At 52.9% G+C, this 14111-nt stretch carries 8 protein-coding genes and 1 pseudogene; all 9 read right to left on the bottom strand.

Features of this window, described 5'->3' with window-relative positions:
* Positions 1-203: 203 nt before the first annotated feature.
* The 9 genes and pseudogenes from ddlA to HA51_RS12865 all read right to left on the bottom strand — a co-directional run bounded on the left by ddlA (position 204) and on the right by HA51_RS12865 (position 14110).
* Positions 204-1298 (bottom strand): D-alanine--D-alanine ligase, encoded by a 1095-nt coding sequence (gene ddlA, locus HA51_RS12905; RefSeq protein ID WP_084934883.1) that lies wholly within the window; start codon positions 1296-1298, stop codon positions 204-206.
* Between the two features lie 97 nt (positions 1299-1395).
* The gene (locus tag HA51_RS12900) at positions 1396-1842 is read right to left on the bottom strand and encodes an IrmA family protein (RefSeq protein ID WP_084934882.1); all 447 of its coding nucleotides are present in this window, start codon (positions 1840-1842) and stop codon (positions 1396-1398) included.
* Positions 1843-1850: 8 nt separating this feature from the next.
* A complete protein-coding gene (locus HA51_RS12895) occupies positions 1851-3434 on the bottom strand; it encodes an SUMF1/EgtB/PvdO family nonheme iron enzyme (RefSeq protein WP_084934881.1) in 1584 nt (527 codons plus the stop codon).
* 48 nt (positions 3435-3482) lie between these two features.
* Complete coding sequence (locus HA51_RS12890; RefSeq protein WP_084934880.1) at positions 3483-4697, bottom strand: ABC transporter permease; 1215 nt, start codon at positions 4695-4697, stop codon at positions 3483-3485.
* Complete coding sequence (locus HA51_RS12885) at positions 4687-5415, bottom strand: ABC transporter ATP-binding protein (RefSeq protein ID WP_084934879.1); 729 nt, start codon at positions 5413-5415, stop codon at positions 4687-4689. Before HA51_RS12885 ends, HA51_RS12890 begins: the two co-directional genes overlap by 11 nt.
* The gene (locus tag HA51_RS12880) at positions 5415-7376 is read right to left on the bottom strand and encodes a vWA domain-containing protein (RefSeq protein WP_084934878.1); all 1962 of its coding nucleotides are present in this window, start codon (positions 7374-7376) and stop codon (positions 5415-5417) included. The genes HA51_RS12885 and HA51_RS12880 overlap by 1 nt, the downstream gene beginning before the upstream one ends.
* Complete coding sequence (locus HA51_RS12875) at positions 7373-8374, bottom strand: hypothetical protein (RefSeq protein WP_084934877.1); 1002 nt, start codon at positions 8372-8374, stop codon at positions 7373-7375. Before HA51_RS12875 ends, HA51_RS12880 begins: the two co-directional genes overlap by 4 nt.
* The gene (locus HA51_RS12870) at positions 8368-11043 is read right to left on the bottom strand and encodes a virulence factor SrfC family protein (RefSeq protein ID WP_084934876.1); all 2676 of its coding nucleotides are present in this window, start codon (positions 11041-11043) and stop codon (positions 8368-8370) included. Before HA51_RS12870 ends, HA51_RS12875 begins: the two co-directional genes overlap by 7 nt.
* Positions 11043-14110 (bottom strand): annotated as a pseudogene (locus tag HA51_RS12865) (virulence factor SrfB). The gene HA51_RS12870 and the pseudogene HA51_RS12865 overlap by 1 nt, the downstream one beginning before the upstream one ends.
* Position 14111 lies beyond the last annotated feature (1 nt).

Below are 14111 nucleotides of genomic sequence, written 5' to 3'. Positions count from 1 at the left end.
CCCTACGATGGATGGGCGCTGATTGTTTTGGTCGCCATGAATGGCGCCCCTACGATGGTTTGGTGCTGACTGTTTGGTCGCCATGAATGACGACCCTACGATGGATGGGTGCTGATTGTTTCGTTCGCTATTAATGACGAACGTATTTTACCTTCGTAGGGTACGCATTTATGCGTACCTGGAAATCGATGTGATCTTGATGATTAAACGCTGCTTTTCAACTGGCTACTCTGCTGATGGCGCTGCTGTGCCAACTCAATCAAACGTGTAATCAAATCGCTGTAGCTTAATCCCGCCGCCTGCCACAGTTTTGGATACATGCTGATATTGGTGAAGCCCGGCAAGGTATTCACTTCGTTCACCACGATCTCGCCACTCTCCGTCAGGAACACATCCACACGTGCCATCCCGAAGCACTCCAGCGCCTGGAAGGCGCGAATGGCTGCGGCACGAATCGCGTCGCTGGCTGCATCGCTGATAGCAGCTGGCACCACCACTTGTGCGCCGTCGGCACTGATGTATTTAGTGTCGTAAGAGTAGAAGGCATCGTGCACCACCACCTCGCCACACGGGCTGGCTTCGGGTTCGTCATTGCCCAGCACCGCGCACTCAATCTCACGGCCTTTGATGCCTTGCTCGATTAGCACTTTGCGATCGAAGGTAAAGGCCAGATCCAGTGCCGCTGCCAAATCTTCAAGGCGATCCACTTTACTGACACCCACGGACGATCCCTGATTGGCCGGCTTAATAAACAGCGGGAGACCGAACTGATCGATGACGGCTTGCGCATCCAGACGCGCGCGCTGTGCCTGCGTCACGCTGATCCACGGCGCGACGTTTAAGCCCGCATCACGCAGTAAACGCTTGGTGAAGTCTTTGTCCATGCTCACCGCAGAGCCCAGCACATCCGAACCGACAAACGGCAGGTTTGCCATGCGCAGCAACCCCTGCAGTGATCCATCCTCACCCAAGGTACCGTGCACGATCGGGAAGATGACATCGACCTGAGACAACGGTTGTGCCTGCTGGCGGGTAATCAGCTGCTGAGAAGCACTGCCGGGCACCAGCGCGACGTTTTCGCCTGAGCGATTCAGGGCAATCAGCGCCGGATTATCGGCGTTAAGCAGGAAACCTGAAGCATCATTCAGATGCCATTCGCCCTGTTTATCGATGCCCAGCAGCACCACCTCATATTTGCTCTTATCGATCGCTTCGAGGATGTTTTTCGCTGATTGTAACGACACTTCATGCTCGGCTGACTTGCCGCCAAACACGATTCCTACACGTTGTTTTGCCATTGGTCTTGATCCGATTGCGGTATAGCGAACGGGTAAGATAGCACGGCGATAAAAGCCATCAACAGCCTTGGTAAATGCATTACTTTACTCAGTTATCCTACTGGCTCATGGTTATTTTCAGTGGCTGATAATATTGCGGGTCGAAGGTTGAGAGTGGCAACGTGATCTTGGTGTGATTAGCACGCATTTCGCTGGCAGCCACGATGCTAATACCATTAGCTTTCTCCACCGCTTCGCAGTCAAACTCTGTTGAAGCATCAACCGAGCGCGTGGCATCACTGTCACCGAATGGCGGCACGTCCAACGTCCCTTCAGCCAGCGTATGGCCGGTTTTATCATTGAGGTGGATCGTCACCGACAGCGCGTTGAACTCTCCAGCTCCTCCATTATCCAATCTGAATACTAGAGAACAGACGCCCTGCACCCACACGCTATCAGTATTACGAATACTGATGTAGCGCTTTGCTTCTTCGGCAAAACCGGTCGACTGCCAGGCTAGTCCCAGTAACATCGTTGCCCATAAAAGCTCTCTGGTCGGTTTCATGTTCTCTTCTACTTTGATTGAGCGATAGCTTGCGGGGGGTTAATTTGTTTGCAGGTTTCCAGCCAGTTTGCGGTATCAATCTTGCCGTTTTCCAGATACTTCTGCTGATTCTGCCAGTGTGCGGCGAGGAAGGGCTTCAACCCTGAAAGTCGTTTGTTGAGTGTCAGCATTTGATCGAACACTGTGACTTCATGTTGCAACCCCTCTTTACCATATAGTGTGGCCGCATCCACCAGGCTACTGGCGTAATATCCGGTTAGCTGCTGCAAGCTGGCGGATTGCTCACCCAGCTTGGTTTTACGAATGGCGCAGTTGGCATCGCTGGCATCTTTGTTCTTACACAGCAGTTCGTAGTTATGGTTTAAGAAATCGAGAAAGCGGCCATCATCCTGCAATTTGGTGCAGAGGAAGGAACCTAAGTTCAGGCTGGCGCGGATCGACTGGTCGCGCTCTTCCTGCTGTTTCTGATTGCTGGCGCGCAGCTGATTTTCCAGGTCTTTAAGCTTCTGCTTCAGTGCGGCATCCTCGACATTCGACGCAAGACTGCCCAACGCTTTGACCGTGTCTTTGGCTTCATCCTCTTTTTTGGTATTAGCCTGACTCTCAGCCCCTAGATTTTCCCAACTTTTTTCCAAGAGCTTAACTTTATCGGTGGAGGTGATGGTGGGCGCCACCAGAACCAGACGCAGGCCAGTAGTTTTGCTGATGGAAGGGGTGGCTTGATCGTAGTAATTCACTTCTTTGCGCGTTGCGCTGCGAATTTCTGTCGGGCCCGAGAGGAAGTTGCCACCGCGCACAACGAAGCCACCGGCCTGACCATGCAAGCGGTTGAGCTTGTTAAGATAAAATGGATTGAACATCATCTCTGACACATTGCCCAGCATGTCATATAAACCCAGTGGATTGGGCTGCAGTAATCCAATGAGCTGCACTCTGCCATTGGATGATTGCGCACCGGAGTACCACTCATAGTTTTTCATGTCATCCATCGGGTAGTGCTGGTCGCGGAATTCGGCGCTATTGACTTTCAGGCCACCGCGCGCGGCAAATTCCCACTCAACTTCTGTTGGTAAGCGTAAGAAGCCGGCATCACCGTCCTCCTTTGGCAGCTTATCCATGGCATTGCTGCGTAGCCACTGGTTGTATTTATCGGCGACGCTGACCGCGTCAAACCAACTGATTCCGGTCATGGGTAAACTGAGTTTGCGCGAAGGTGTCGGACACGTGCCTTCTGTTAATGCCTGATACTGCAACGTCGTCAGTTCATATTTTGCGACCAGGTAATAGCGTCCTTTCGCCTTTTTATCCGTGAAGCTACCGGCGATAAAGGCAGGATAACTGTGTTCAATGACGCCCCAATCCCCGCTGTCCTGGCCCAAGGTGATCGGCAAATCATCAAGTGGGCCTGCCATCGGAATCTCGACCCGACGGAACGCCATTGAACCCTCACAGGGCATAGGCAGAACGATATCTTCGCTATCGGGTTTGGGGTTCCAGGTGTTCTCTGTCCAAGGCTCTGCCAAGGCGTAAGAGGCATTGGCGAGCAGGCCGAGAGCTAACCAGTAGGGCAGTGAGGCAGGCGTTAAGGTCACGAACAATCTCCGCTAATCTTTCGTTAACTAAAAAGTGGGTAGGATGAATCACACCTCACGCAGACTCTGCGCAGGTTCAATTTTAATGGCTCGATACGCACCAATACTGGCAACCACCAGTGCCACGACCACAGTGATGAGCATGGCCAGCAGACTGTGCGTTAAGGTTATTTTGCACAGCATCTGATCGGTCGCCTGGCTACCTGCCAGCGCCCGATTAAAAATCTGGCTGGCGATCAGGTAAATGCCATAGCCACCGACATAGGCAAACAGACTCAGTAGACAGCCCTGCACGATGACATAGCCTCCCACTGCCGGGCCGGTAAAACCCAAAAGCCGCAGGACGGCAATATGTTTGCGTTTGCGATCAACGTTGGCGATAAAGGATCCGATCAATGAGGCGATACACCCCACCAAGGCAGTGGCGGCAATGATATTGAAGATCAGCCCCAATACTCGATTGATGCTTTTCACATTTTCAATATCAGCCAGTCGGCTTGAGGTTTCGATGCGTTGTGCGCGAAGATCGCGTTCAAGGCTGGCAACGTGGTCGATGCTCTTGGCATATAATCTGGCACGCGCATAACGGGGTGGATTGGCGTTTAACGGCTGCCCGCTGCTTACCCCAAGGCCAGGTATCGCGTAACCGTCTCTGAAATGCTCAAGCGTCAGCAACAGAGAAGATTGGGTGAAAATCGCTGCCCGATTAAAATACGTAGCGGGTAATATGCCTGCCACCACCAAGCTTTTCCGTCCCCATTCCTGGTGCTCATCAAGCTGTCGGCTGACGCGCAATGTCACGCTATCACCGACTTTGACCGCCAGTTTTCGTGCGGCTTCCTGGGTTAACACCACCTCATTTTCTTGCTGAATTTTGAGATGGCCTAATAGCGGATCGCCCACATCGGTCGGGATCACTTCGGCATTTTCAATGAAATGGCTGCTGTCCACTTGCAGGTCTGCCAGCGTATTCAGTGAACGCGTCTGCCCAATGGCGAATCCCACATCGGGACGTTGGCGCAGTTGTGCTATCCACTCGGGATCATAACTGCCACTGCTCAACATTCTGATTTCAAGGTTGCGCGGATCGTTGGCGAGCTCATCCTGTAATTGACTGACAATGCCAAACCGCAATCCAAACAGCAGCAGCAGAGGGGCGATCACGGCGACCAGCGAGGAGGCGATACAAAATGAGATGATGCGGTCGTGCCACAGATCTTGCAGTGCCAGGCGCCCTAGCAGTAGGGTACGGTTAAAGGACAAAGTGAGTTCCCCTTTGGGCTTGATCCCCTGACAGGTCTGATGTACCTGAGCCAGTGCGGGCAACTAAACAGGGTAGATTGAAGCGTTGCACCAAAGGCCAGTCGTGACAGACAACCAAGGCCATCATGCCCTCCTGAGCCACCAGATCGATAAACAGGCGGAACAGCTGCTGAGCATTGTGAGGATCGAGTGCGGCAGTGGGTTCGTCAGCCAGCACCAATCCAGGCCGATGCAAAATAGCGCGGGCAAATGCGGTACGTTGTCTTTCGCCAAAGGATAATTGGGCGGGCAATTTACCCAACAGTGGGCCCAGTTTCAGCGTATCTACAACCCGCTTAAACATCGCTGTATCTGGTAACTTACCGAGCAGCTGACACGGCAGCGAAATGTTGTCCTGCACGCTGAGAAAGGGCAGCAGACCGCCATTTTGCAGCACGAAGCCCAAATGGCGAGCGCGGATGTCGGCCAGCTCAGCTTGCTGATTGTGGGCGAGGAGCGTGCCCACATCGAGCAGCGTTTCACTCTCCAGTGTGAAGCGTCCAATGCTGGCGGGTCGCAATAATAGACCGATCGCTTCAAGGAGTGTGCTCTTGCCGCAGCCGCTTTCACCGGTCACCGCCATCACCTGGCCTGGCCGCAGACTGAGCTGCGGCAGGTAGACAGCGTGCGACTGATCCCCCTCACCACGCACGACACACAAATTATCGATGTGAAGCATCAGGGCATCATTTCCAATGGTACTGGGTAAACGCGATCGCGAGGATCGCTGCCTTTGGCGAGTTCTACCCAGCGATCAACGTCCGCATTGTATTTCTGGTAATAACGTAATTTGGTCGAAAGCGTGCGGATGAATTTCTCCTGCGACAGCCCATCCCAGCTTTTCCATGTTTCTTCATCAAGATTCAGAACGTCGCTGCGGTAGGGGAGGTCAGCCAGATATTCGCCTAACACGCCGAGATCGTTAATTTTGGCGTTGTCCTGTTGCTTGAGCTGGTTAGGATCGGCACCCATAGTGGCGGCCACGGTACGCAAGCGCTCAAACATTTTATTTGGCGAGATCATGCCTTCGTTAGCGGCTTGCAGGATCTGGCTCACCACATCGCTTAAATCGCTTAATTGCCCTTTGGTTAGCAGGACGCGAACGTCGGTTGTGGGGATATTTTGCTTGATAAGATCGCGGTCGCTGATCCAGGCCTTGAACACCAACGGTGCCTGAGTGTCATTCTTTTTACCCAACCAGGCCAGCTGCATGGCGTGACCAATCAGCGCCGTGTCTTCCAGCAATTTATCCTCTGGTGCGGGCTTCTTGCCGTCATCCTTCGAGTAGAGTGCACTGCCAATGGCGGGATCACCCATATAGGCAGATTTGACCTGATCGGTAATCGCGGCTGCCAGCGTATCCACCTGTTGCCCAAAGGCTTTCAGGTCGCCCGCATCAACGGATTGATACAGGTTGGATTGCGTGCTGTCGAAGTTGGAGAGATCGCGGTACTGGCCTTCTGCTTTCGCATGATCAGCTTTGCCTGAAGGTGTCTTGAGGTGCAGGGTATAAAGGGCAATGCCTTTATTGCCTGCTTCCAGACGCAACTGTTTAGCATCGAGTCCGGTTGATGAAAGTTTATTACTGCCATCAATGGCACCCGCATCGGTAATTAAGACGATGTAACGTGCGCCAAAGGGGCTCCAGTTAATGTTATCAATCGCGGAGAGCACACCAGAGTAGGCGTCCTCATCGACCAGAGAACTGGATACCTTGGCTTCTTTCAGACCGGCAACTTTTTGCAAGAAGTCTGCGCCATCTTTCACCTGATTCGGATCGGCGAAGATTTTCGAAGTGAATTCCAGGCCGGGTACGGCTTTGGTGTTTGAGCGGAAGGAAACCAGACCAAATTTAACCTGATCCTGCAGGTGTTCCTGTTTAATCTTGTCATAGATTTTGTTGACCGCTTCTTTGGTGCGATCGATGTACGGACCCATCGAGATGGTGGAATCGATAACGAAAACCACCGAGGCGTTAAAGCCTTTAAGCTGATTAACATCATCGGCCGGTTTCACGTTGGGGTCCGCCTTGCTCACCGAGGCGACGTTAAGCAAGCGCGTGTAGAAGCCACTCTCTGTCATCACCTCTTCACCGCTGAGAATCGGCAACAGGTAGAACTGCTTTTGCAGATCAACAAAGTATTCGGGTTCTTGCGCTAACACCCCCTCTGCATGACCGTCACGTTTCAGATGGGCACGCAGAGGTGCTACTACCGAGACGGGATCGGGCGCGTTAAGAATATCATCCAGGCTTTTTTTATCTTTGAAGAACACCAATCGGTCACGGTTCGCCGGGTTGGTAAAGGCCAGCGTTAACTGCATTTTCCAGTCAACGGTACAGGACTGCGGTAGCCAGCCAATGGTTTTTCCGTAGCTATCTGGCCCCACTTTTACCCAGCTTTGCCCGTTGATATCCGCTTTTTGATAAACATAAAAGCTGCTAAAGGCGGGTTGCAGCGGGCCCTTATCGTCACCCGCTTCGGTGCCCAGTTTGCAGCCCGGTGTGGTTAACACGCGCTGGAATAACGTTTTCTTACCCTCTTGCAACAGCGGTTTATCTCCCTCTGCTGCAAGCACTTGGCTGGTCAAAAGCAGACCACATAACGGCAAGGCGAGTCGAAGAAAATGCTTGGTCATCATTTTCTCAACTCCTCAAGGCGTTGCTTCGCTTGCTGATTTTCTGGATCGGTTTGCAGCACAGTGTCATACCAGTAAGCGGCGGTATCCGGGTCTGGCGTTTTGAAACACTCGCTCGGTTTATGATCTTTCGGATCATATTCAGCGGCATAAGCGAGAGCGACTTTGGTATCGCCACCTTGGGCACTGTGCGCGTACAGACGTTGAGCAACACCACACTGCTTGGCGTCTTTGGCGGCCTGAATGATGGTCAGTAACTTGTCACTGTCGAGCTTTTGTTGCACGCAGTTCTGCACGAAAATCAGCTCACTCTGATTTGCCAGGTTAGCGGGGGAACATTCGCTGGCATCAGGCTTGGCTGCGGCGGCAACGGCTGGCGTTTCCGGTTGTTTATCAGCTGCAGGTGGCGTGGAGTGGCCTCGTCCAAGGAACCACCACGCCGCAGCGGCCGCAATCAGCAGTACCAGCAGCACGGCAATGATGATTGGAATAAGCGAAGCGTTACGTTTCGGGCGCGGTGTCGTCGGCGCGCGAATCGGTTCGGGCGGCGTCTGCTCTGGTTCTGTCACCACTTCAGGTTCAGATACGGGTTCAGCTGGTGCGGCAGAAGTCTTCAGCACGCTACTGCCACCGTAGTCGGCGGTTTGCCCCCGCGCACCAGAAGAGAACAGCTCATCACGCACCAATTGCAGTGTGGTACTCCGGGTTTCATCAGAGGCTAACTGAGCCTGGATTTGTACCTGACTGGTGCTTGCCAGCAGAGGGTCAAGTATGTCCGGTCCAATACGGAAACCGCTGCCATTATTAAATGGATAACCACCGGTGATGGTAAACAGGTGCGGCGCTGGGCTCCAACTGCGGTCAGGCTGCAGATAGTTCTGCTCATTGTTGCACAAAGTAAAGTTCAGATTTGACAGTAAAGCGTCTTCGCCACGCAGGCGAATCATTAGTTGTGCAAAGCCCGGCTCTGAGGGTTGGCAGGGGAAAATTTTCGCTAGCATGGCTGGTTCTCTTGTTTCATTTTGCCAATGATCTGGCCAAGTTTCTGGTTTTGTTCAGCGGAGATGTCACTCGTGGCACTGTGGCCTGCATTGCTCAAGGTCAGAGCCATCAATGCTGAGAGCCAGTCGCCCATATAGGCGACCCCTGGCTGTGGGGCGACAGCGGGCAGTTGCGGTAATTCATGGCTGGCAAGAGTGGCCTGACGGGCAAAGACTTTCTTCTTTTCACCGACATAGCTGTTCGGGATTTGTGCTTCTGGCATCGCGAGGTAGCCAAACCAGGCAATAAAGTCCCGTATCGCCAGTTGAGCGCGCAGAGTTTGACGTGCCAGTAACTGCTGGCGGAGCGTTCCCGCCTGTTCCTGCCCGGCCAGTGCGCGTTTGAGCGTACCTTCCAGATCTTGGCGAGTGGCGGCGGTGATCAGTTCTTCGCACAACAGGTTGATTGCTTCACTGTTGATCCCCAATTGCTGCCAATACGCGGTTTGCTGCGGCAGATCTCGCAGATGAGCGACCCAGGCTTTGAATGCCTGATGGGCGAATTCGTCATCCTGACCGACGCGTTCCGGCGTGGCTTCAACGGTGGTGGTCGTTTCATCGGCTGACTCTTCGCCGAACGGATTACTGCCAAAGATACTCGCGGCAAAAGCATTCTGCGGACGTTGTTCAGCACCCGCTTGTGGCTCTGGATCTTGCTCGCGAATGCTCAGGTAGATATTGCGTAATTCTTTAGAGGAGAGATCTAAACGACTGATGATTTCTCCCATACTTTGCGGAGAGGCGGAAAGGCCTTGCCACAGATCTTTGGCAATCGATTGTTTTTTCTCGAGTTGACCTTCACCATCATGTTGATACCAGCGACCGAGGCGTTGATCGACCTTTTCAATACGGCATTGCTTTAATTGCTCACGCAGTCGCTGCAATTTGTATTCCAGATTGGCGACGTTGCGTAGTCCCTCGGTCAGATGCGAGATCCCGCCATCGTTGAGTTTAAGCATCTCCCGCCATGCCGTTTGCGGTTCAGCAATGTGTTGAGAGACTTTTTTGCCCGCGATGAATAATCTGCCCATGGTATCGAGCACTTCACGATGGCGTTCAGAAATACCCACTTCTTTCACGCTCTCTGGGTTGGACCCATTTTCCAGCGTCAGGAAAGGGGTCTCCATTCCGGGTTTGCGCACCAGGAAGCAGTTATCAAACGGCTTGCCAGTTGACCACTCAGTCAGCCAGCTATACTGCTCAAAACGCTCCAGCAAGGCCATTTGCAGCATGCCTTCCCATGCTTCTTGTAACTGACTTTCGCTTTTCTTCAGGTTGTCAGTAATGCGCATATCACACATGGTGATGGCCCAGAATAAGCCGGGATTGTTTTTCCCGCGCTCCTCAGCTTTTTTGCCCTGCGTTTTATTCACCCAGCGCGTGAGAACAGGGCCAACATCAGACACATCACTCTGCTTCACCGAACTGGCACACACCACCAAGGCATTCATTTCTTGGTTGTCGGTGTAGCGCTCAAAAAGATAGGCCACCTTCCCGCGAAGCAGCAGTTGTGAAACCGGATTCTGCCCACCATGTACGGCGTCTTTCATGGCGAGAAGCTTGAGTCGTCCGCGATAGCCTGGGAAGTCGAGCAAATCGACCTGCTCCATCACGCTATTGTTGGCAACATCAGCCAGCGGGAAAACGAGTTCTGAGGTCAGTGCTGCCAGCTCAGCTTGGGTTAACACGGCCCTGCCGACTTGGTGGTTTTCTTGCCAGAAACGAATTTCGACAGAACGATCCTGACTGGAACCGAGGCGGCTTAGACTGTCGACATTCATGATGCTGCCGTTACTGTGGTCAGTCAGTGTGTCTAACGGGGCAAAGACCATTGTGGCGTGGTTGAGTTTTGCCAGCACCTGAGCCAGCGAACGATAAATTTCGGTCAGTTCCCGCTGTTCGCCCCACAGGAGAGAGAAGAAATCAGCACGTTCATGTGAGCTGAGTGCAGGGGCAATAGTCAGAGCCTGTTGCAACCAAGCGTGCTCAAGCGTGCCAACTGAATTCTTAAATGACGCGTTAACATAGTCCCACAGTGCGACCACGTCCTCACGGCTCACGCCGTTATTGGCGCTCGGCTGACCTACGTGCTGCAAGTAGGGGCGTAGGCGTTCTTCAATACGCTCCTCAATTTTGTAATTCAGTTGCTCATGATCGAAGTCATTAAACCAGGTGTTAGCGAGGATCTTTGCCAGGTCAATTTCACTGAAGAGACGCAACGGGATTGGGTAACCCTCTGGTGCTTCTGGCGCGTGTCGGGTGAAACGCGTGACCAACCCGGTCGCCTCTTTGCCACCACCAACCGGATTGACCTCTCGAATGAAGTTCACCACTTTACTGCCGTAGCGCGCTTCCAGTTCGCCATTGCTGCCCGCGGCTAATGCCGAGATCAGATAGGATTTACCTGCCTGCGAAATACCAAAAAAACCGACAGTCATCGGCGTAGTGGAGACCTGAGAAAGGCTATTGGCCAGATTACACGTGCGTAACAGATCCAGATTGAGCTTATCGGCCTCGTTATCCAGGCGGCGAGAACCGGTGCGCACGTCTCCCACCCAATTCAGCGCATCTTGACAGCCCTGAGCGATCGCCGCCCATCCTTGTTGCAGGGTATTTTGATCGTTGTTCATTATTTTTTCACACTCCCGCTATCGAGCCAGTGTCGACTATCAATGAGTCCCGTATCGGGCATGGTGTTAAGTTCCAACTCTAAATCTTTCTTTGAAAAGGATTTATCGGTGTTGCTGCTGACATCAGCGATAGTCAGGCGATCGCTAATCAGCCCCAATTTGCGAGCTGCTTTGTCTTTATCAATCGTTAATCTGACGCTGAGATACGGGGATTGACCGTCTGGAGAGGCTGCTTTTGAGAACTTCTCACGTCCAGATTCGCTGAACCGCAGCGTGTATAACGGCGAGGCAGACCAGCGTTCTGCATCCAGTTGGCGATAGCCAGGCGCATATCCCCTCGCATCACAATGCTGGCCGTGCTGGCTTCTCCTTCCTCATTCTTAACCTCCGGCAAAATGATCTGTCCGTTTTCAGATGTGATATGACGATAAATCACGTCGGCATCGTGAATCAGGTTATCCATATCAATGGTGCCAATATGGCGAATGGTGGAGTAAGGCTTCAGCGCCGCAATACGGAAATGGAAGTTGGGAATACTATGGTTGGCACACAGCTGCGACAGCATCGCACCCACGGACGCCGTACTTTTCGGATCGTGAATCAGGCCATTTTTATGGAATGGATACCAGGTGCCGGTCTGGTAGCCATGCAACGCGAGAATACGCCCTGGAGGCAAGGGCAGGTTGCGTCGGACGATGGCCTGAATGCCTGGCAGTTGCGACGGACGGCCCGTCAGCAGCAGCAAATCGCAGTGGTAGCAGGACAATACTTCACACAGTGCAGTGAGCACTTTGTCGATGTTGAACTTACCTGAGCACACATCGTTGTGCACTTTTGTCAGCGCGATGTTGAGAGCAATGTCGGCCAGTTTGAAGTCATCCGGACCTCCTGCCTTTTTCACTTCACGGCGCACAAAGCTTTCAACTTCATCACTGATGTTACCCGCGGGCAGTAATTCACTGACGCGCTGATTGATCAGTAAATGCGTCTGCTCATTCTGCGGATCGTACTGCTCATAGCAGGACAAAATGTGCAGCGCCAAAGGCACAAACAGTTGCAAGCTGAGTTGCTGACGCAGTACCGCTTCAGCGGCACTGATATTTTGCGCACCGCACAAATGAGACATCGATGTCTCGACCGAACGCACACCGGCTTCACGCAGCGATAGTTCAAAAGCGGGCAGCACATAGGACTGGATCACATCAAGCAGGATGTCATCACCGGCAATCTTGAAGCTGTCACGGAAACGCTGTTGAGGAATGATATGCACATTCGCACCGCCGCCGGACAGACCATTACGATCCAGACGATAATCAGTAATCACCAGGTCGGTGGTGCCGCCGCCAATATCAATGGAGGCAATGGTGAGTGTTTCCCGATCCTGACGATCCGGGCGGCCGAGGGTGTTGAAAAACACTTCAGGATGCCCGGCAAAATTCTGGTTGATCTCGGTATACAGATAGACCAGCTGAGCACAGGAAGCTTCATCCCACTCTACGCGGATTTTAGGCAGCGGAATCTTGATATTCCCCTTACCATGATCGCCATCATCATCTTCATACGGATCGTTCTCACCGCTATGCCAACGCAACGATTTCCACACTAACCCCACGGCCTGGCGCATTCTGTCATCCAAAATGCAGCGTTCCGCCATCGGCATACCTGGCGGTACGGTCAGAATAATGTGGCGAAGCTGGCGGGGCAGACCCGCATGGCCTTCACGAATACGCTGTTCGGGGCTGTTAATCTGGCTAATGGCTTGGGTTAACACCTCCGCTAACATAAAGGTCATCAGAGAGCTGCGAGAGTAACGCGGTGTGAACACCGGGATGCGATCCATCTCATCTTCGATGGTATGCAGGGCATCGCCTTTTTCATTAATTAAGTTGGCGAAGGGGGCAGCGGTAGCGAGAGGGTTGGTATCCTGCGCCGAGCCACTGTTAAAGCGCCAGCCTTGCCCATAGAATTTTTCATCCCACAAATAACGTTTGGGACTGGATAAGCCAGTAGAGCCTTCGCTTCCGCGCCGGCGTGAGGCTAAGCGGCTCGCTTCCCCACCAATACGGGCGATGGTGGGCCACTGGAAAGCATCATGGCGGCCGCTGCGCACGGAATAAATATCTTTGCCAAAAGAGGCCTGCGAGAACTCAACCTTACTTTCAAAAGGATCGGTATAGACGTGTTCAGGCGCGCTGAGATCGCGCAGTTTCAGCACATAGTTGTGCATGAGGCCGGAACCAGACTGTCCGTGATCCTCAATCAAAATACCGCAGGTACGGGAGTTGCCGACATCAAGGATCAGATCAACGGGGATCGGTTTAATGGCATTCACTTCGCGATTGGCGACCACCTTAAACTGTGGCAGCGCGATAGAGGCTTCCGTCTGCGCTTGCAGACCCTCAAGCGGCTCGGCCATGAGTGAAAGCAGGTTAAGATAGTGCGCCAGCGGATACTGCTGAGCGATCTCATCCTCACGTTCATCGAGATCCCGGCCTTTACTGGCGTCGTTGAAGGCATCGACTAACCAATCTTTCACCCAGTCTTGCGTTAAATACCAATTGAGAGCGTAAGTCGCAGTGGCCACGGCAAAGGTTGCACCGGCATTCACATCCTCATGATTAGGGCTGAGGTCAGCGGCCGATTGTTGTTTGGCCATGATGCGGGTATCAATGGCCAGCGTCATACGATGCGTGTGACCATCCATATCCTTTTCAGGCAGTTTTACAATGCGAAAACGTGCCCAGTTCAGCGGCCCTTCCTGGTAAATGTTGGGCAGGCTGAAACGGAACAAAGGGAGCGGTAACCAAGTGCCATCCAGCAATTTAAGACTTTGCGCGACGGGGATGTCGTATTGGCTTTTCGCCTTCTCAATCTTGTCCGGTGTCGGCTGGTAGAAATGGTAGTCGCGTGGTTCGTTATAAATCAGACGCGTCAGTACGCCATTGGCGAGTTTGACGAATTCGCCCGCGGGTTGAGATTTCAAGGTTAAACCGAAATCCATAAACTGGATTCCCGAATCGCCTACCAGCGTGACCTGGCGATCATAAGAAACTATTTCAGGCAACATA

The organism is Pantoea rwandensis (assembly GCF_002095475.1).
Classification (GTDB): domain Bacteria; phylum Pseudomonadota; class Gammaproteobacteria; order Enterobacterales; family Enterobacteriaceae; genus Pantoea; species Pantoea rwandensis.
Note: the sequence above shows the minus strand (reverse complement) of the source record. Positions and strands in the feature narration are given on the sequence as shown.